Annotated in this window: 18 protein-coding genes; 13 read left to right on the top strand and 5 right to left on the bottom strand. The window is 58.7% G+C overall.

Translation table 11 applies throughout. The features are described 5' to 3' along the window. The first annotated feature begins 20 nt into the window (after positions 1 to 20). A complete protein-coding gene (locus ACMKFF_RS08950; RefSeq protein ID WP_419496712.1) occupies positions 21 to 665 on the top strand; it encodes an HAD family hydrolase in 645 nt (214 codons plus the stop codon). Here ACMKFF_RS08950 and rpoN read toward each other — a convergent pair. Continuing rightward, the gene (gene rpoN / locus ACMKFF_RS08945; RefSeq protein WP_419496711.1) at positions 662 to 1,954 is read right to left on the bottom strand and encodes an RNA polymerase factor sigma-54; all 1,293 of its coding nucleotides are present in this window, start codon (positions 1,952 to 1,954) and stop codon (positions 662 to 664) included. The two genes, ACMKFF_RS08950 and rpoN, sit on opposite strands and share 4 nt — an antisense overlap. A gap of 170 nt (positions 1,955 to 2,124) precedes the next feature. Between rpoN and ACMKFF_RS08940 the strand changes: the two genes are divergently transcribed. From ACMKFF_RS08940 to ACMKFF_RS08885, 12 genes are all read left to right on the top strand, one after another. Beyond that, positions 2,125 to 2,544, top strand: a complete 420-nt coding sequence (locus ACMKFF_RS08940) for a PTS sugar transporter subunit IIA (RefSeq protein WP_349135868.1) — start codon at positions 2,125 to 2,127, stop codon at positions 2,542 to 2,544. 37 nt (positions 2,545 to 2,581) lie between these two features. After that, positions 2,582 to 5,380 (top strand): sigma 54-interacting transcriptional regulator, encoded by a 2,799-nt coding sequence (locus ACMKFF_RS08935; RefSeq protein ID WP_419496710.1) that lies wholly within the window; start codon positions 2,582 to 2,584, stop codon positions 5,378 to 5,380. A gap of 46 nt (positions 5,381 to 5,426) precedes the next feature. Next, positions 5,427 to 5,693 (top strand): HPr family phosphocarrier protein, encoded by a 267-nt coding sequence (locus ACMKFF_RS08930; protein WP_367927352.1) that lies wholly within the window; start codon positions 5,427 to 5,429, stop codon positions 5,691 to 5,693. Between the two features lie 43 nt (positions 5,694 to 5,736). After that, positions 5,737 to 7,401, top strand: coding sequence for a phosphoenolpyruvate--protein phosphotransferase (gene ptsP, locus ACMKFF_RS08925; protein ID WP_419496709.1), 1,665 nt, complete (start codon positions 5,737 to 5,739; stop codon positions 7,399 to 7,401). A 223-nt stretch (positions 7,402 to 7,624) separates the two neighbouring features. Then, on the top strand, positions 7,625 to 8,392 hold the full coding sequence (locus tag ACMKFF_RS08920) for an SDR family NAD(P)-dependent oxidoreductase (protein ID WP_418581491.1): 768 nt from the start codon (positions 7,625 to 7,627) through the stop codon (positions 8,390 to 8,392). A gap of 15 nt (positions 8,393 to 8,407) precedes the next feature. After that, positions 8,408 to 10,129, top strand: a complete 1,722-nt coding sequence (locus tag ACMKFF_RS08915) for an FAD-dependent oxidoreductase (RefSeq protein ID WP_419496708.1) — start codon at positions 8,408 to 8,410, stop codon at positions 10,127 to 10,129. 12 nt (positions 10,130 to 10,141) lie between these two features. Continuing rightward, positions 10,142 to 10,591, top strand: a complete 450-nt coding sequence (locus ACMKFF_RS08910; protein ID WP_418465135.1) for a C-GCAxxG-C-C family protein — start codon at positions 10,142 to 10,144, stop codon at positions 10,589 to 10,591. Between the two features lie 24 nt (positions 10,592 to 10,615). Beyond that, positions 10,616 to 11,410, top strand: coding sequence for a BtpA/SgcQ family protein (locus ACMKFF_RS08905; RefSeq protein ID WP_419496707.1), 795 nt, complete (start codon positions 10,616 to 10,618; stop codon positions 11,408 to 11,410). 80 nt (positions 11,411 to 11,490) lie between these two features. Then, entirely contained in the window at positions 11,491 to 11,970 is a 480-nt protein-coding gene (locus ACMKFF_RS08900; RefSeq protein WP_419496706.1) for a PTS system mannose/fructose/N-acetylgalactosamine-transporter subunit IIB, read from the top strand. A 101-nt stretch (positions 11,971 to 12,071) separates the two neighbouring features. Next, a complete protein-coding gene (locus ACMKFF_RS08895; protein WP_349135859.1) occupies positions 12,072 to 13,676 on the top strand; it encodes a PTS system mannose/fructose/sorbose family transporter subunit IID in 1,605 nt (534 codons plus the stop codon). A 123-nt stretch (positions 13,677 to 13,799) separates the two neighbouring features. Next, entirely contained in the window at positions 13,800 to 14,174 is a 375-nt protein-coding gene (locus tag ACMKFF_RS08890) for a VOC family protein (RefSeq protein WP_349135858.1), read from the top strand. 188 nt (positions 14,175 to 14,362) lie between these two features. Beyond that, positions 14,363 to 15,157 carry a BtpA/SgcQ family protein gene (locus tag ACMKFF_RS08885; protein WP_367927345.1) on the top strand — a complete coding sequence of 265 codons (795 nt, stop codon included), beginning with the start codon at positions 14,363 to 14,365 and terminating at the stop codon, positions 15,155 to 15,157. Positions 15,158 to 15,426: 269 nt separating this feature from the next. Here ACMKFF_RS08885 and ACMKFF_RS08880 read toward each other — a convergent pair whose 3' ends face one another. The 4 genes from ACMKFF_RS08880 to ACMKFF_RS08865 form a co-directional block, all read right to left on the bottom strand. After that, positions 15,427 to 15,654: a transposase gene (locus ACMKFF_RS08880; RefSeq protein WP_367927344.1), complete on the bottom strand. Its 228-nt coding sequence runs from the start codon at positions 15,652 to 15,654 to the stop codon at positions 15,427 to 15,429. Positions 15,655 to 15,711: 57 nt separating this feature from the next. After that, entirely contained in the window at positions 15,712 to 16,956 is a 1,245-nt protein-coding gene (locus ACMKFF_RS08875; protein WP_419496705.1) for a hypothetical protein, read from the bottom strand. 16 nt (positions 16,957 to 16,972) lie between these two features. After that, positions 16,973 to 17,686, bottom strand: a complete 714-nt coding sequence (locus tag ACMKFF_RS08870; RefSeq protein ID WP_419496704.1) for a TPM domain-containing protein — start codon at positions 17,684 to 17,686, stop codon at positions 16,973 to 16,975. Continuing rightward, the coding region (locus tag ACMKFF_RS08865; protein WP_419496703.1) for a hypothetical protein at positions 17,687 to 18,910 on the bottom strand (1,224 nt) is incomplete at its 5' end.

The raw sequence follows: 18,910 nt of genomic DNA, 5'->3' as shown, positions 1-18,910 counted from the left end.
CGAATACGGGAGGTATGCATATGAATGCGGTGATCTTTGACATGGATGGCGTGCTCGTGGACAGCGAGCGCGTGGTCTGGGAGAGTTTTCGTTATGCGGGCGAGAAGACCGGCGTTCCCAATGTGGAGCGGATGGCGATCATCGGCCTCGGACTCAACGACGAGGCGTGGATCAAACGGTTCCGGCAGGAATTCGGCGCGGATGCGGACCGAATCCTGGAGCACGAGGAGGCCTATCTGCAGAATTTTTACGCCAATGGCGCAGCTCCGGCCAAAAAAGGCGCGCAGCGGCTGCTGGAGCAGCTGTGCGCGTGGGATATCCCGATTGCAGTCGCGTCCTCGTCTCCGGCGGCTGTGGTGCGCGGCCGGCTGGAGCGGGTCGGGCTGCTGCAATATTTTACTGCGGTCATTTCCGGCGACATGGTCGGCCGCTCGAAGCCGGAGCCGGACATTTTCCTCGAGGCGGCGCGTCAGCTGGGAAGCCCCGCTGCGCTGTGCACCGTGATCGAGGATTCGCCGAACGGCCTGCGCGCGAGCAGGCGCGCCGGATGCCGGACGCTGTTCGTGCCGGACCTCTGGCGGCCGGAGGAGGAGCACCCGGAGCTCTATGACGCGCGCTTTGCCGATCTGGACGCCGTGCGCGAATTTTTTGCTGCGGAGCATTAAGCTCTGCGGGTTGCGGCGGACGGAATCTGCAGCAGCTGGCGGTATTTTGCCACGGTGCGGCGCGAGATGTCGATGCCCTGTACCTGCAGCCGCTCGGCAAGCGCCTGATCGGACAGGGGAGCGTGCTTATCCTCCTGCTGCACAAGCACGGCGATGGCCTGCTGTGCCATGACGCCGGAGACCTCACCGCCTGCCAGCTTTGCGGAAAACAGGCTGCGCAGCAGGCGGACGCCCTGCGGCGTCTGGATATACTTCCCGCTGAGCGCGCGGCTGACGGTGGAGGTGTGCAGGCCGACGGCCTGCGCGATGTCCTGCATCGTCATCGGAGCGAGCGCCTGCCCGGAGCGAAAATACGGCAGCTGCCGCTTCAGAATTTCCTGACAGCAGCGCAGGAGCGTCTCCTCCCGCTGCCGGATGCAGCTGATGAGCCATTCCGCCTGCGAGACCTTTTTGACGATATACTGCCGCGCCTCCGGATCGTCCGTCTCGCGGACGAGGGAGCGGTAGAAGCTGCTGACGGACAGCTCCGGCGTGTAGGCCCTGTTGACGGCGACGCTGAGCACGCCGTCTTTTTCCTGCAGGAGCACGTCGGGGACGACATAGCCGTCGTCCTGCGCGCGGCTGAATTCCGCGCACGGGTAGGGCGAAAGGCTCTGGATCTGCCGGTAGGCCTCCTGCACGGCGGCAAGGGGAACATGCTCGCTCGCGGCGATGGCCGCAAAAGCGTGATGCCCAGCCTGCTCGAGATAGTGCTCCGCGATCGTGCAGGCCAGCCCGGACTCGCCGAGCGCCTGCAGCTGCAGGCAGAGGCATTCCGAAAGCGTTCTTGCGCCGACGCCGGGCGGGTCGAGGCGCTGAACGATCTGAACAGCCGCATCAACAAGCGCGGCCGGGCCGAGCGCGGAGACATCGGTGCGCAGATAGCCGTCGGCATCGAGCGCATGGATGACGGCGAGCACGGCGCGCTGCAGCACCGGCTCCAGCGACAGGCGCTCCGCCTGAAACTGCAGATGGGTCGTCAGGTCCTCGCCGTAGGCGACGGCGTCCCGGTCGGCAAAATCCGGCTGCATGTGCTCCGCATCCTCGCCCGCGGCGGCATGCCCGCCGGCGGAGAGATCGTCAAGCAGACTCACGCCCGGCGCGGCTCCGCATTCCAGTGTGGGATTTTCCAGCAGAGCGGTATTGATATAGGACTGCAGCTGGCATACGTCCAGCTGTAAAATTTCAACAGCGGCGTACATCTGCGGTCGCTGCTGTTGAACGGGCTTCTGTTCCTGAAAGATCTGCATAAAAAAATCCTCTTCCGACGGTAAACGATGCGCTTTTTGTGATATTCCATTATATCGGCTCGCCGGGTGGATGTCAAGGCATCCGCCCCGTATCAAAATTTTTCCGGTTGATACTACTCGTAGTGGCATGAAATTTGCTATAATAGAAAGGCACAGGGAGGTGCAAACCGATGAAACAAGAAAACTTTGTAGAGAACATCCCGGGCATCCTGCTGCTGTCGCACGGCCCGTTCTGCCAGGCTCTGCTCGAGTCTGCCCAGATGATCGGCGGCGAGGCAGTGAACGTGGTGGCGTTGCCGCTGCTGGAGAACGCGAGCATTGACGAATACGGCGAGAAGGCCATGCAGACGTTCAAGCAGATGCCCGAGGGCTCGATCGTTCTGTTCGACCTGGCAAGCGGCACACCGTTCAATCAGATGATGATGAAGAGCGGCGGCGAGGAATTCCCCGGCCTGTGCGGCATGAACCTGCCGGTCCTGCTGGAGGCGATGACCATGCGCGAGGCCATGAAGGGCAGCGAGCTAGTCGCCCTGCTGGAGGAATCCGCCAAGGCGGCAGTCGTCAATATCAAGAGCTTTTTCGAACCGTAAGCAGGGTACATAATTTCTGCGGAAGGGAGGTCAGTACATGCGCAGAGATCATGTGTTACAATTTGTCCTGGAAGCGGCACAGACACCGGATTTTCAGGGCGTGACGGCGCAGGCCGTTGCGGATGCCCTGAGCATCTGGCGCAACGATGCCGCAGTCGAGCTCAATAAGCTCGTCGCAGAGGGAAAGCTGCGGCGGGTCGGCAAGAAAAACGTGCGTTTCTTCCCAGCATCGGAGGAGACGGCGGACATCCGGCCGGAGCCGGCCGTGCAGGAGGAGCCGCCGCAGGCAGAGGAGGAGACCGGACAGTACCGGGCGTTCTCCGGCCTCGTCGGCGCGGACGGCAGCCTGAAATATCAGCTGCGGGTCGCCATGGCGGCCGTTGCCTATCCCCCGAACGGCCTGAATATGCTCATCACCGGCTCGACCGGCAGCGGCAAGAGCCATTTTGCCCGAACGATCTGGGAATACGCAAAGGAGACGAAGGCGCTTTGCGGCGCGCATGCACCGATTCCCTTCGTGGAGTTCAACTGCGCGGAATATGCGGACAATCCGCAGCTGCTGCTGTCCCACCTGTTCGGCTATAAAAAGGGCGCGTTCACGGGCGCGCTCGAGGATAAGCCGGGTCTTGTGGAGCAGGCGAACGGCGGCATTCTGTTCCTCGACGAGATCCACGGCCTGTCGTCGACCGGGCAGGAGATGTTTTTCTCCCTGCTCGACACGGGCGTGTTCCGCCGCGTCGGCGACAATACGCCTCGCACCTCGCGCTTTATGCTCATCGGCGCGACAACAAAGCCGCTGACCGATCTGCTCGAGACGTTCCTGCGCCGTATGCCGGTGCTCATCTCCATGCCGACGCTCTCGGACCGCCCGATGAAGGAGCGGCTGGAGCTGGTGGAGCATTTTTACGCAGAGGAGGCCGCCCACATCGGCCGCACGCTGCGCATCCAGAAGGGCGCGCTCAACAGCATTCTGGACTATTCGCTGCATTCCAATTTAGGCGTTCTGAAGAATCTGGTGCAGCTGTCCTGTGCCAAGGCGTTCCTGCGCGAGAATGTTGCGGGGAACCGGACGGGGGAGATCGCGGTCACGTTTTCTGACCTCTCGTTCCAGACCTATAACGTCTCGGCCGAGACGGAAAAATACGCGCACGGCGACCTGCATTTTGCGGAGGATCTTGTCGTGCCGAACCAGCGCATCCAGAGCAGCGCGGCGGACGTTGCCTCGTTCGTCGATGTCTATGACTTTGTGGAATCGCGCCTGTCCGGCGAGCAGGAGCAGCACCATGACGCCGGAAATCTGCAGCAGATCATTGCTGCGGAGATCGATAATTATTATGTGGACATGGAGCGGGCCCTGCAGGCCCCGGATGTCGACCGCAGCCTGCTCGACAGCGTGCTGTTCCCCGGCAGCATCGGCATCTGCAGCGAGTTTCTCAGCCGGGCCTCTTATGCGCTCAACCATGTCTATCCGTCCATTGCGGCGACGCTGCTTGCCATGCATCTCAGCCAGTATGTCAGCCGCATGCGCTCAGAGCAGCCGGCCTTCCCGCTGAGCGTGCGGGGCGGCCTGCAGGGCTACGGTGCGGAGCTGGACTTCCTGCGGGAGAACCGGCAGTGGCTGGCGCAGGCTATCAAGGTGCACATCTCGACTGACGAGATGAACTGCCTTGCCGTCCTGCTGCGTCAGGCGGGCAAAAAGCGGGAGAAGCCGCCGGTCTGGCTGACGCTGGCCTCCGGCAGCGACGGCGTGGCGGCCGGTATGGCGCGCCATCTCAACGCCGTCTATGACACAAATCACGTCCACTGGGTGGATTCCGCACGGGGCGGCAGCCTGTTCCAGTCCCTGTGCGACCATATCGCAACATTCCACGGCGAGGCGGGCAACCTGATCTTCACGGATATGAAGGTGCTCACCACGCTGGAGCCGGAGCTGACGAAGGCGACGGGCGTGCCGTGCCGGGTCATCCCCATTCTGGAGCAGCGTCTGCTGCTTGAGGCGAGCCGCCTGACGCTGCATCCGGCGCAGCAGGACCTCAATGCGCTGCGCGACCAGATCATAGAGGCCTATTTCCGGCAGATGAGCCATCTGTTCCAGACCTCCGGCCTCGATCTGCCCGCGCTGCGGGAAAAGTACGCGGAGCAGACGCCGGAAAAGGTCATTCTGTCGACCTGCATCACCGGCATCGGCAGCGCCCGCACCATTCAGGAGATCCTGCAGAAGCGGCTTGCCTATATCCCGCGCCTGCACGTCGTCGCGGTCAGCGCGCTCGACAGCGTGGAAAAGCTGGCCGAGCAGTACGGAAGCTCCCTGCGGCTCGTGGTCGGCACGGTGGAGCCGAACATCCCTGGCGTGCCGTTCATCACGGCGGACCGCGTGTTCAGCCGGGAGGGCATCATGGCCATCGCCTCCATCGTGGACGATTGGGGCATGGACACCAAGCAGATGCTCTCCGGGCAGGAGGAGACCTCCGGCGGCGAGACGATCAGCCTGCTGGCGCAGAGCCTGCGCTATATCGCGCCTCATGTGGAGCAGCAGCTGGCGATCGACTGCATTGAGACCATGACGCACCAGCTTGAAACCGGCTATTACCGCCGGACTCTGCCGCAGGATGTGCGCGTGCGGCTGTTCATGCACGCGGCGTCTATGCTGGAGCGCATCGTCAACGGCAATCCGCTCGCGATGGAGCCGGAGCATGAGGAGCTCATCCGCCAGAATGCGGCCTGGTTTGATCGCCTGCAGGCGCTGATCGCATCCTCGTTTGCCTCGTTCGGTCAGGAAATCCCGCGGGCCGAGATATTCTATTTTATGCTGTCGCTGCCGCAGACGCTCGAATGAGCTGCGGCACGTCAAAATACGAAAATTGAAACAGGAGATATGAAACATGGTCAGTCAGAAAGTTACAGTCATGAATGCGTCGGGCCTGCATGCGCGCCCGGCAAACGCCTTTGTGAAGGAAGCGGTCCGTCACGCGGGCTGCAACATCCTCATCAAGAAGGACGGCAAGACCTACATGGGCAAGTCCATCGTTTCCGTGCTCTCCGCCTGCGTGAAGTGCGGTACGGAGATCGAGCTGGTCGCCGATGGCAACGATGAGGCACAGGCGCTGCAGGATATGGTGAGCGCCGTGAACTCCGGCCTGGGCGAATAAGACCGATTTTGTACGAATGAAACAGTGAGGTGGCAGGAACATCATGAAATGGCAAGGCAAGGGCGTGTCGGAGGGACTCGCCATGGCGCAGATCCATCTGTTTACGCCGAAGCTCCCGGAGATTTCGCGCCAGCCTGCGGCTGACGCCGAGGCGGAGGTCGCAAAGCTCGAAGCAACGCTGGCGGCTGCGGAGGAGGAGCTGCGCGGGCTCTATGAGACCGCAAAGGAGAAGATGGGCGAGCAGGAGGCGGAGATCTTCGACGCCCACCTGACGATCCTCGGCGACGAATACTCCGTCCGGGAGCCGATCATCCAGCGCATCCGCGAGCAGAAGCAGAATGCCGCCGCAGCGATCACGGACCAGTTCGACGAGCTGGCGCAGATGTTCCGCTCCCTCGGCGACGAGCTGATGGCAGAGCGCGCCGCGGACGCCGAGGACCTCAAGCAGCAGCTGCTGCGCATCTGCCTCGGCTGCGGGCGGCAGGACCTGTCCGTGCTGCCGGGCGATGTGATCGTGCTGGCGGAGGAACTGACGCCGTCCGACACCGTGCGCATGGATACGGCCCACGTCAAGGGCATCGCCACGAGGCTCGGCGGCGCGACGGCGCACAGCGCCATCATTGCGCGCACGCTCGGCATCCCGGCCGCTGCCGGGATCGACGGCTGGCAGACAGAGGCACTGAACGGACATATGGCCATCCTCGACGGCGCGGACGGTACCCTGACCGTCGACCCGACGGATGAGGAGACGGCGAGCTATCAGAGCCGCAAGGCGCAGGCCGACTGCGAAGCACAGGCGCTCGAGGCCTTCCGCACCTGCCCCTCACAGACGAAGGACGGCGCGGCGCTTGAGATCTGCGCGAACATCGGCACGCCGCAGGAGGCGCAGCAGGCCATGAAATACGGCGCGGACGGCGTCGGCCTGTTCCGCAGCGAGTTCCTGTTTATGGACCGCGACGCTCTTCCTACGGAGGACGAGCAGTTTGAGGCCTATCGCACGGCGGCGCAGACAATGGCGGGCAAGCCGCTCATCATCCGCACGCTGGATGTCGGCGGCGACAAGAAGCTGCCGACGCTCGAGCTGCCGCATGAGGAAAATCCCTTCCTCGGCTTCCGCGCCATCCGCATGACGCTCAGCCATCCGGAGATCTTCCGGCCGCAGCTGCGCGCCATTCTCCGCGCGGCTGCCTATGGCGACGTGCGCGTCATGTTCCCGATGATCGGCTCCATGGATCAGCTCCGCGAGGCAAAGGCCCTGCTGCGTGAGCAGGAGCAGACGCTGCAGGCGGAGGGCGTTCCGACTGGCCCTGTGAAGGTCGGCATGATGGTGGAGATCCCGGCAGCCGCCGTTCTGGCAGAGGAGTTTGCAAAGGAAGTTGACTTTTTCTCCATCGGCACGAACGACCTGACGCAGTATACGCTTGCGGTCGAGCGCGGCAACGCCGCTGTGGCACACCTCTATGCGCCGGAGCATCCGGCCGTGCTGCGGCTCATTGCCATGACGGCGCAGGCTGCTGCAGAGCGGCACATTCCCTGCGGTATGTGCGGCGAGGCGGCTGGCGACCCGAAGCTGGCCCCGGCCTTTGTCGGTATGGGCGTGAATGAGCTTTCCATGAGCCCGCGCCGCGTTCCGGCTGTCCGGAAGCTCCTGAGCGGGCTGACGATGGACGAGTGCCGTCAGGCCGCAGAAAAACTTCTGCATCCGTAAGAAAAATGTTTTTCCGGTTTTCTGACGGAAAAATGCTGAAAAATCAGCTGATTTTTGAACATTCCGACAGAAAAATTGAACCGGACCGAAAAAAGCCCGCGAATTACTACCTGTAGTGGCACGGAAATTGCATATAAAATAGGGCGTAGGGGAAAGTCAGAATCGGGCGGCACAGGCCGCCTCTGAAAGTCCCAAGACTTCAGTGTGAAAGGGAAGTGTCACAATGAACTATCAGGATCAGGTGGTCGTGCTGACCGGCGCAAGCGGCGGCATCGGCTCTGCGATGGCAAAGAAATTTACAGACCTCGGCGCGAAGGTCGCGCTGCTGGATATTACGGTTGACCGCGTACAGGCTCTGGCCGACAAGCTCGGCCTCGGCAGTGACCGCGCCTTCTGCGCGGCGGTCGATGTTTCCAATGAAGAATCCGTCAAGGCGACGGTCGACGCGATCGTAAAGCACTTCGGCCGGATCGACGTTCTGGTCAATGCCGCCGGGATCCCCGGCCCGAGCGCCCGCGTGGAGGATTACTCCTTCTCCGATGCAAAGAAGGTGCTCAGCGTCAATCTGTTCGGTACCTTCCTGATGATGCATACCGTTCTGCCCGTCATGCAGGCGCAGAAGCACGGCGCGATCCTGAACTTCGGTTCCGTGTCCGGTGTCGTCGGCTATCCGTTTGAAAGCGCCTACGGCGCGAGCAAGGCGGCCATCATCCATCTGACGAAGAACGCCGCCAGCGAGAACGGCGGCAACGGTGTGCGCATCAATGCGATCTCGCCGGGCTGGGTCAAGACGAACATGATGGCGACCATTCTGGACAGCTATAAGAACGTCGGCTTCGACAACGCCGACGAGAATGTTACGCTTGGGCCGATGGGCCGTCCGGGCACGCCGGAGGAGATCGCAAATGTCGCGGCCTTTATCTGCTCCGAGGAAGCTTCCTATGCCAACGGCTCGAACTTCCTTGTCGACGGCGGCATGACGCTGGGCTGATCGGAGGGAAAACCAATGGCAGCACAGAATGAAAAGCTCCGGGTCGTTGTCGTCGGCGGTGTGGCCGGCGGCGCATCGGCTGCGGCACGCGTCAAGCGCCTGAACGAAAATGCGGACGTCGTGGTGTTTGAAAAGGGCAGCGACGTGTCGTTTTCCAACTGCGGCCTTCCGTATTATCTGAGCGGCACGGTGGAGGACAGCGAGGACCTCATCATGATGACCCCGGCGGCCTTCCGGAAGAAGCATGACATCGATGTGCGTGTGCATTCCGAGGTCGTGTCCATCGACCGCGAGAAGAAGACCGTCACCGTGCGCAGCACGGAGACCGGCGAGACGTATGAGCAGCCCTATGACAAGCTTGTCCTGTCGCCGGGCGCAAACCCCATCGTTCCGCCTGCCCTGAAGGGCGCGGACCGTGAGAATGTGTTCACCATCCGCAATGTCCGCGACATCGTCGCGCTCAAGACATTTCTGGATAAGCCCGAGACGAAGCGTGTCTTCGTGGTCGGCGGCGGCTTCATTGGTATCGAGGCTGCGGAAAATCTGCAGCTGGCCGGGAAGGACGTCACGCTGGCGGAGCTGTCCGGTCAGATCCTGCAGCCGTTTGACGAGGATATGGTCCAGATCCTGCACAAGGAGCTTGACGGCCACGGCGTTAAGCTCCTGCTGCACACGAACGTGCAGGCGATCACGGAGCAGGGCGTGACGGTCGAGCGGAACGGCGCGCAGGAGACCTATTCTGCCGACGCGGTCGTTCTGGCCATCGGCGTCTTCCCCGAGACGAAGCTCGCGGCTGCGGCCGGGCTCGAGATCGGTAAGACCGGTGCGATCCATGTGAACGAAAATTATCAGACGAACGACCCGGATATCTACGCGGTCGGCGATGCGATCGAGGTCTATGACCCGCAGACCCATGTCTGGCGCAAGCTTGCGCTGGCCGGCCCTGCGCAGTTCGAGGCGCGCGCCGCTGCGGACCACATCTGCGGCATCACGAGTCCGAACCACGGCTTTGCGGGCGCGCTGTGTCTGCGCGTGTTTGGTCAGAACGCTGCAGCCGTCGGCATCAGCGAGGCACTTGCCGCCCGCTCCGGCCTCCACGCGGACAGCGTGCTGATCTTCCCGGGCGATAAGGTCGGCATTATGCCGGATTGGCATTATATGTCCCTGAAGCTCATCTTTGAGCGCCCAACGGGCCTGATCCTCGGCGCGCAGGCGATCGGGGAGGGCGACGTCGTCGGCCGCATGAATGTCATCGCGGCGATGATCCGCATGCATGCGACGGTCTATGACCTCAAGGACATGACGCTCTGCTATTCTCCGGTCTACAGCACGGCAAAGGACCCCGTCAATCAGGCGGCGCTCGTTGCCATCAATGTGCTCGAGGGCCAGCTCCGTCAGGTTCATGTGTCCGCGGTGCGCTCCCTTGTGGAGTCCGGCGCGTATATTGTCGATGTCCGCGAGGAGGGCGAGTACGCCGAGGGCCATCTCGTCGGCTCCCATAACATCCCGCTGACGCAGCTGCGCGCGCGGATGGAGGAAATTCCAAAGGATGTTCCCGTGTACCTGCACTGCCGCTCGAGCCAGCGGAGCTATTACGCGCTCTGCTGCCTGCGCGGCCATGGCTACCACAACCTGACGAACATCAGCGGCTCGTTCCTCGGTATCAGCCTCTATGAGTATTTCCATGATAAGTCCGAGGGCCGCAAGCCCATCGTGACCGCATACAACTTTGACTGAGCGGGAGGAACTATGGAAAATACGATGACGGAGGCGCGTGCAGACGCGCTGATGGAGGACGGCTTCCACTGCTCGCAGTGTGTGTTCCCGTATGCGGCATTCCGCCTCGGCATGGACCGCGATGAGGCGCTCCGCCTGAGCGCAGGCCTCGGCGGCGGCTGCTTCCACGGCGACTCGTGCGGTGCAGTGACCGGCGCTGCCATGGCACTGAGCATCGTGTTCGGCTTTGATCGGCCGAATGCGGAGGAAGCGGATAAGCTGCTGATCGAGAAGGTCCACGAATTCCAAAAGCGTTTTCTGGAGGAGAACGGCTCGTTGCTCTGCCGCCAGCTGCTCGGCGGTTACGACAAGGCTGATCCCGATGCCGTTGCCCCGGACGACGCCTATGATAACTGCGCACGCTATTGTGCGTCGGCCTGCCGAATCCTGGATTCCCTGATCGGCGACCGTTACATCCGATAAGAGTTAAGAAACGAGGTTTTTCCAATGGCAAAACTGGATTTATTGGAAAAGAAAAGCATCATCGGCATGATCCACACGCTGGCACTGCCCGGCACGATGGATTACTGCGGGGATATGACGAAGGTCATCGACCGCGCCCTTGCCGATCTGCATGCCATGCAGAATGCAGGCGTTGACGCCGTGATTGTCGAGAATTTCTGCGACCATCCCGCCGGAACGAAGCTCGAGCCGGAGCAGATGGCTGCCCTGACCGCCGTGGCCACGGTCGTGGCGCGCGAGGCGACCATCCCGGTCGGCATTGATGCGGCGTTCTGTGATCCGATGGCGAGTCTGGCCATCGCTGTGGCTGTCGGCGCGACGTTCATCCGTGTGCCGGTGTTCGTCGACACGGTCGTGACGTCCGACGGCATCGTCAAGCCCTGCGCCAAAGAGCTGCAGCGCTATCGCAAGCTGCTCGGCGCGGAGAACATCGCCCTGCTGTGCGATATCCAGACAAAGCACACGTTCATGCTCAGCAGCGCCATCTCCATCGAGGAGAGTGCCCTGATGGCAACGGAGTGCGGCGCGGATGCCCTCATCATCACGGGCGCGCACACCGGCTCCGCCTCTCCGCTCGAGACCATCCGCCGCGTGCGCGAAGTCACGAAGCTCCCGCTCATCGCGGGCAGCGGCGTCAATGCGCAGAATGCAGCCGACCAGCTGTCTCTCGTCGAGGCCGCCATCGTCGGCTCGGCCATGAAGCCGCACGGCAAGGCGGAGGAGCCCATCGACGAGGCTCTGGCAGCCAAGCTCATGCAGAGCGTCAAGGCCTGCCGCTGATCCCTTTGCGTCTTTATGGGCAGCTTCGCTGCTCTGAAGCATATCCCAGCATTCATCATGTAAGGAAGGAGGTATAAAGCATGCGCAATGTCGTTTTGACTCGTGTTGACGAGCGCCTGATCCACGGTCAGGTCATGACCTCGTGGCTGAAGCTCTGCAACGCGAATGTCATTCTCATCATCGATGCCGGTTCCGCCTCAAACGCGTTCCTGAAGCGGATCCTGTTTGCGGCTGCACCCAAGGATGTGGAGCTGCAGGTCATGAATGAGGCAGATGCCGCCGCCTATCTGAAGGAAGATTCTCCCGCCGGAGAAAAGGTCCTTGTTCTTTCGAAGACTCCGCAGCCTCTGCTGGCCATGGTCCGAAGCGGCATCGAGATCAAGGAGATCATCCTCGGCAATATGGGCGGCGCGCCCGGCAGAAAGCACTTCAACAAGAGCATTTCCGCCAGCGCGGACGAGATCCAGGCATTCCGTGATCTTGTGGACGCCGACGTATACGTCTACTGCCAGATGGTCCCGTCCGATGCGAAGGAAGACGTCAAGAAGCTGTTGAAGTAAACGGCAGGTCCCACGCCTGAGCCCCGCTCCCGGAGCTCAGAACCCAAAGGCGGCACCGCTTTTGCGGTGAAGCCCAAAATAGAAATAAGGAGAGAGAACTTGTGAATATCAGTATCCTGCAAATTTGCCTGATCTCGTTGTTCTATTGCTTCTCGAACATCAGCTGGCCGTTTGGTTCCATGGGCCAGTGGGCAACGATCAACCGTCCGCTCGTTGGCGGCCTTGTCGTCGGCCTGATCCTCGGCAACCCGGTTCAGGGCACGATCATCGGCGCGACCATCAACGTCATCTACCTCGGCCTCGTCTCCGCCGGCGGCTCTCTGCCTGCTGACTCCGGCATGGCCGGTATCATGGGTACTACATTCGCTCTGATCGGCGGCCTCGATACGAACACCGCTCTGGCACTGGCCGTTCCTATGGGCCTTGTCGGCGCTGTGATCGAAGTTCTGACCATGACCGGCCAGTGCATGCTCATTCCTCTGGCTGACAAGTGGATCGAGCAGGGCAAGTCCAAGCTCGTTATCTGGGCAAACACCTGGATTCCGTACATTGTCAAGTCCATTATCCGTTTCATCATCGTCTTTGTCATCCTGTACTTCGGCTCCAATGCCCTCGACAGCGTGACGAACGCACTGAGCGGCCGCGTCCTCGATGCACTGAGCGTCATGGGCGGCATGCTTCCGGCAGTCGGCGTCGGCATGATGCTGCTGTCCATCTTTAAGGGCAATGCCCGCTGGTTCCTGTTCCTCGGCTTCCTTGCTACGAGCTTCCTTGGCCTGAACACCATCGCCGTGGCATTCATCTTCCTCATCGTGGCTGTCCTGATGGTCGGCTTCACGGAGAGCGATTTTGCCGGCTTCAAGAGCATCCAGCAGAACAACGATCTTTCCTATCAGTATTTCACCAAGAAGGACCTGCGTCATTCCTGGTTCATGTGGCACTGGTTCTGCGAGTCCTGCTACAACTACGAGAGAATGCAGGGCCTCGGCTTCTGCACCGCTATGATCCCGCTGCTGCGCAAGATCTACAAGGGCGATGATGAGGCCATGATCGCTGCTATGAAGCGTCAGTCCATGTTCTTCAACACCGACCATGACTTTGGCGGCATGATCCTCGGCATCTGCGCCTCCATGGAGGAGCAGAAGCGCTCCGGCGCCGACATCCCCGACGAGGCGTTCGTCGCCCTCAAGTCCGGCCTGATGGGCCCGTGCGCCGGTATCGGCGACACTCTGTCTCAGGTCGTTCTGCTTCCCGTTCTGTCCGTTATTTTCATCAACCTCGCAACGCAGGGCGCTGTCTGGGCTCCGATCGCCTACACCGTTCTGTTCATGGCCATCTTCTATGGTGTCGGCTACTGGATGCTGAACGTCGGCTATAAGAGCGGCGGCGAAGCCGTTCTGAAGCTCATGGAGAGCGGCATTTTTGACAAGGTCGTCAAGGTTGCGAATATCCTCGGCTGCGCGGTCTGCGGCGCGCTGATCTGCAGCTACGTTTCCTTCAACTGGAATGTCGTCATGATGCGCGAGGGCGTTGAGGTCTTCAACCTCCAGACCGGCGTGTTTGACGCGATTCTTCCCAACATGATGCCGCTGCTTCTGACGATGGGCGTCTATGGCCTGTCCAAGAAGGGCGTCAAGAGCTCCTACATCACCTTCGGCACGATGCTGCTCGGCTTCGTGCTTGGCCTGCTCGGCGTGATCGCCTAAATCAGGCAAACCTCTGGCCGCTGTGCCCACACTGCTGTCGGCAGGAAACTGCCGACAGCGTCGGCGGCCCCCGAATTCATCAACCCTGCGGCGTATCGCCGCTAAAAATAAGGAGGATTTCTTATGAGAATCAGCAATGTCGGTCTGTTTGTCAAGGATCTGGAAGGCGCCAGAAAGTTCTTTGAGGACTTCTTCGGTGCGCAGGTCCATGCGACCTACGAAGAGGATGACGGCTACAAGTCTTACATCATGAAGTTCGATGAGAACCCGAAGCTGGAGCTGATGTCCAAGCCGACCGTCGTCGACGAGAAGAAGGACCCGAACCGTACCGGCTTTGTGCATATCTGCATCAAGGTCGACTCCCGCGAGAAGCTCGACGAGATCATCGCGAAGTTCAAGGCTGCCAACTACACCATCCTCTATGAGCCGGCAACGAACGGCGGCAATGAGGTCCGCGCCATCACGTTTGAGGACAACATCCTCGAGGTCTGCTGCTAAATGGCAACACCGCACAATTACATCTTCAGCCTTCGCCGGATATTTTTCGCCGATCCTTCGGTTCGAAAAGATTGAAATACACAAAGTATTCCTGCACTTTTCAAACCATGCCTCGACAAAAAATCTCTCGCCGAATGCGCTCGCTGAATTGTGCGGTTCTGCCCAAAATCATCGAAGGAGAAATAACAATGAGCGAAAAGAGCAAGCTGTTTTTTAATGGCAAGAAGAAAGTTATCGGCATGGTCCACCTGCTGCCGCTTCCCGGCAACGCTGCCTACCAGAACAACAAGGAAGAGATCGTGAAGAACGCCATCGAGGATGCCCACACCCTTATCGACTGCGGCGTTGACGCCATCATGCTCGAGAACTTCAGCGATTGGCCCCAGTACAGCACCGAGATCCCCCTCGAGGCCTATTCCCTGATGGTCAGCATCGCCACCCGCATCCGCGAGTTCTGCAAGATCCCGTTCGGCGTCAACATCGAGATGAACGCCTTCGTGCAGGAGTGGGCCATGGCCTACGCCGTCGACGCCGACTTCATCCGCTTTGAGGCCTATGTCGACAACCGTGCCGGTTCCTTCGGCTACATCGAAGCCTGCTCCACGCCGCTTGCCAAGATCCGTCAGGACTATCCGTCCGACACCATGATCTTTGCTGACGTCCACACCGCCGAGACCTATGGCGTTCCGAATGTCGCCATCAACGAGCTGGCTGGCAATGCCAAGGGCCACGATGCCGATGCTGTCATCGTCACCGAGAACGACCTGAACAAGAAGATCACCCCGGCGGACGTCAAGTCCATGCGCGAAGAGATGGGCGATTTCCCCATCATCGTCGGCGCAGGCGTGAAGCCGAACAACGTTCTGGACTACATGGAGTACTGCGATGCCGTTATCGTCGGCCGCGGCTTCAAGACCGGCGACCGCGTTGACGCGAAGCTCGTCAAGGAGTTCATGGAGATCGTCCACAGCAAGTTCAACTGATTTTTGCCCCCTCATTCACCTTTCAGATCGATAGAAAAGCGCCGCCCCGGGAGACCCACCGGGGCGGCGCGCAGTTTATGGGAAGCTCTCAGGCACTTTTTGACAAGCTGAATTCCAACTGGATTTAGCAGAACGGAATGTACTCTGCGCTGCTGAACGGCTTAGGCGGGCTGCCTTTCCTTGCCGGCATGATCGGCATTTATCGGGCTCTATGTCAATCGTTGGGGTAGAGGCAAAGAACACAATCATCCAGGACCGTGTCGGGGTGCTTAGCCCCGGCGCGGTTTTTTCGGTACACCGCTGCAGAAAAGGATCCGATTTCTGAAGTTCCGGAAGTTCCGCATCCCGAAGCAGACGCGCTTGAGGACCTTCGTTTTGTTGTTGCAGCCCTCGATGAAGCCGTTGGACCAGGGGACGTCCATGGAGTTCAGAATCTCCTGAAACCAGTTGCGGTACGCCGTGACGCAGGCCTGAAATTCCGGAAGATCCATACTCATAGTAAAGGATTTTGTCTCTATGCTCAACCTTAAAGCAGTTAGCTCCCTGCACACTTTCTATCCCGCGGACTGCGTCAGTACACATGCCAGGGTACTTTGCGACATGAACGGCAGGCAAATGCCGCTTTCGCCCGCGCCGACCAGCAGCTCCGTGCCGCTCGGGCTGATCAGGAGGGGATACGTTTCACACAGATACATCGGGCAGTCCGTGGCACTGTAGTTTTTACCGCCAACAAGCGATATGTTGATCGTTACATAACTCGGACCGTCCGGAATGGTCTGAATCGTCCAGGAACCGCTCCACATCTCCTCAAAGTCCTTGCTGTCTTTGTATGCCCAATCCAGATCGACCGAGCCGCCCGTCTCATCCCCGGGATAAAAGCGCAGCGAGAAACAGGCATAGCGGTTGGTTTCCCCTGCCATGGTTTCTGTGATCCAGCCCATGCCTGAAGGCTGCGAACCGGCAAGGCCAAGCGCGGTCATGCCTGTCCAGCCATCAGAAAGCCAGCCAGCAAATTCGGGCGGGGCGTTATACCAAGCATATTCCGTAAAGTCAAACGAAAGATAGTCGCCAGCTTCCGATATACACGGCGCAAGATGGCTCATCGCATCGAGCGATGGGTACCATTCGCAGGTGTTCCCGTTGTTGTCGGTGATGAAGACCTGGGTGTCGGCTTCATATGCAATGCCATCGAGATTTGCAAAGAGCAGCACCGGTTCGCCGCTCTCTGACCGGTAGAGTACATCCGTGACCTCATCGGTCTTCGTTTTTTCATTCCACTGCACGCGGTTGATCACAACTGTTGCGTTTTCGTCGACCGGCACGATGCAGTACAGATGCCCCGCACCGCCGATGATGTGCTCCGCATCGATCTCTGCGATGAAGGGGTATTCCAGCAGCAGGGCCGCATTGGTTTCCCAAAGCCATGCGGAAAAACCTGCCTCAAACCCCTCCTCAAAAAGCCCGCCGACATAGCCGAGATATGCCATCCCGAACATCGTCTGCGAAAAATCAATCTTATCCCGTAGCCATAGCAGCGAGTTTTTGCCTTCCTCTGAGCCAATATACTGCGCCTGCTGTGGTTCCGTGGTCTCGCTGTGCTGCGCCCGCTGTGTTTCCGTGATCTCACTGTGCTGCGTGGGATCCTCCGATTGCGTTTCCGAGGCTTGCCCGGCAAGCGTTTCAGGCAATGTGGCACTGTCGGTGCCCTTGAGCTGCTGAATTTGCGCGCAGGCGCAAAGCAACAGCAGCAGAGCTACCGCCAGCAACAGCGCAAGTACTTGCTTGTGTGTTGTTTTCATAGCCGCTCCTTTCAGATCAGAATTTTCCGCTTCGGCCCGAACCGCCGCCGCCGGATTCGCTGCGACTGCTTCCTCCGCTGGAGGAGCTGCGCTCGATCTTCCGGCTGGAGGTCGTCTTATGGGTAAAACGATCTGTTTGCTCCGTAAGCCGGAGCCCCGCGGCGACATAGGCGTTTGCGGTTGTTTTTTCTGATACATTGTCCATTTTCTGCCATATCACAGCAACGATCGCGATTGCCGCCAGCAGAGAAAGACCGATTACGACAAGCATCGGAAAAAACAAGCTCGCCCGGACGGGCTTCCCGTTTGCCGCCTTTTCCAGATAGACTCTGCATTCCTTGACGTAATCCTCAAAGCCGCCGTACCAGTCGTCCTCGCCGAAATTGTCGAGGAAGACCTTTTCCAGCTTCTCCTGACCATAGCTGTTGAAGGCATATTCGCAGTGTGAGCCATAGCAGAACATTGCCCAGTCGCGGTCATCCATGCTGAGCAGGAGCATGATCCCATCGCGGTTCGGCCCTACACCCATGGTGTATTGATGGTAGATGGTGTAGGTCGCCTTATAGACGCCTTCAGAATGGAAGTCCCGATAGTCCACCACGGATACGATGTATACGCTGTCCCTCCTTAGATTTTCTTCAATCATTGTAGCAGGAGGAACGACAGAAATCGAATGTGCGGATGTCAAAACATCTAGGCAATCACAGCACTCGGACATCTTACTATTCAATTATTCTACTTTAGGCCCATAGTTCACAAAATCAATAATTCGAAATGCCTTTCTTGCTGCTGTATGTGCAACCGCTAATTCAGGATCTTTTATAATAGCCAATATTCCCAATGTGTCTTCAAGCTCCGATGCGGATTCACATAATAACCTTGCCCAGTATTTTCTGCTGGATCCATCTTTATCTTTAAATGTGTACTGGTTTTCCGCAAGTTTTATTAGCATTTGACCAATTGACATTTCTTCATTAGAAACCCGAAGCAAATCAGTGCAAGCTTCTTGACAGAGTTCTTTGTCCTTACCAGTATGCTTCTTGCTAAGTTCTAACAATTTACCTCTATTTACAGAAGATTGTTCATATTGTTCCAGTAACTCGGATACATATTTTTCGGTCTTTGTTATGGGTTTTCCAGCTTTGAGTGCCTCAAAACTGGGTTTAAACTCCTCGAAGCCCTTTTTTAGTTTTCGCCCAACCATCGACGCTCTATTCATATAGGCTTCTAATTGTCCCCAATCAGAAGTTTTTCTGACAAAATACCAACAGGGGCCGCGTGTCCCTGCGTAGGCTAAGCTTGCTGCGATAAGAGGCCAAGTATCTGCGGCTGTAAGCTGTGCTTCCTCGCTATCCGTAATACGAAGGACATGAAATTGAAAGGTAAAAATTTCATATACAGATTCTATTGGAGGGGGATCAAACTGCTTTTGATCTAAGCGCCCGTTTGCTGTCCCTCTATCAGCATACCAACGATCCCTAATATCAGAGAAGGACTTTTTTAAGTATTGTGGCTCGATTGGAAGCGCAGCGTAATTTCCTTTTTGAACAACAACTGGAATCGCGTCACTCGATTTTGCTACCTTAATTAATGATGCATACCTTGAGGCTTGTAGGGTATCGAGCAAGAAGGAAATATCTGTTTCCTTTGGAATTACCATTAGCCTTTCAAACGCTTGAATCCATTCGGGCTCTTCTTCGGGTAATTCTGGAATAACCAAGTAAATAGAAGAAATAGCAATAGCTTTATCTTCATTTGAACTGGATTGATTTAATTTTCTCACTAAATCATCAATAATCAAGTCGTAGCTCTTTGGCATGTCTATGGTTCGTGGAACGCTTTCTGTATATGGCTTGATTCGTGATGACTGTCCTAAGAGATTTATAAAATCGATTACATTGTTCACACATGCAATACATACATCCCGTGAAGGGCCTTTCCCAGCGTGTAGTCC

It is taken from the genome of Faecousia sp. (assembly GCF_048519415.1).
Lineage (GTDB): Bacteria > Bacillota > Clostridia > Oscillospirales > Oscillospiraceae > JAZOXB01.
Note: the sequence above shows the minus strand (reverse complement) of the source record. Positions and strands in the feature narration are given on the sequence as shown.

Coding starts and splice junctions, on each gene's coding strand:
- ACMKFF_RS08930 (WP_367927352.1), top strand. CDS start 5,427: ATGGTCAGTCAGAAAGTTACAGTCATGAATGCGTCGGGCCTGCATGCG.
- ACMKFF_RS08940 (WP_349135868.1), top strand. CDS start 2,125: ATGAAACAAGAAAACTTTGTAGAGAACATCCCGGGCATCCTGCTGCTG.
- ACMKFF_RS08950 (WP_419496712.1), top strand. CDS start 21: ATGAATGCGGTGATCTTTGACATGGATGGCGTGCTCGTGGACAGCGAG.
- ACMKFF_RS08890 (WP_349135858.1), top strand. CDS start 13,800: ATGAGAATCAGCAATGTCGGTCTGTTTGTCAAGGATCTGGAAGGCGCC.
- ptsP (WP_419496709.1), top strand. CDS start 5,737: ATGAAATGGCAAGGCAAGGGCGTGTCGGAGGGACTCGCCATGGCGCAG.
- ACMKFF_RS08885 (WP_367927345.1), top strand. CDS start 14,363: ATGAGCGAAAAGAGCAAGCTGTTTTTTAATGGCAAGAAGAAAGTTATC.
- ACMKFF_RS08935 (WP_419496710.1), top strand. CDS start 2,582: ATGCGCAGAGATCATGTGTTACAATTTGTCCTGGAAGCGGCACAGACA.
- ACMKFF_RS08875 (WP_419496705.1), bottom strand. CDS start 16,956: ATGAAAACAACACACAAGCAAGTACTTGCGCTGTTGCTGGCGGTAGCT.
- ACMKFF_RS08920 (WP_418581491.1), top strand. CDS start 7,625: ATGAACTATCAGGATCAGGTGGTCGTGCTGACCGGCGCAAGCGGCGGC.
- ACMKFF_RS08915 (WP_419496708.1), top strand. CDS start 8,408: ATGGCAGCACAGAATGAAAAGCTCCGGGTCGTTGTCGTCGGCGGTGTG.
- ACMKFF_RS08905 (WP_419496707.1), top strand. CDS start 10,616: ATGGCAAAACTGGATTTATTGGAAAAGAAAAGCATCATCGGCATGATC.
- ACMKFF_RS08900 (WP_419496706.1), top strand. CDS start 11,491: ATGCGCAATGTCGTTTTGACTCGTGTTGACGAGCGCCTGATCCACGGT.
- ACMKFF_RS08910 (WP_418465135.1), top strand. CDS start 10,142: ATGGAAAATACGATGACGGAGGCGCGTGCAGACGCGCTGATGGAGGAC.
- rpoN (WP_419496711.1), bottom strand. CDS start 1,954: ATGCAGATCTTTCAGGAACAGAAGCCCGTTCAACAGCAGCGACCGCAG.
- ACMKFF_RS08880 (WP_367927344.1), bottom strand. CDS start 15,654: ATGAGTATGGATCTTCCGGAATTTCAGGCCTGCGTCACGGCGTACCGC.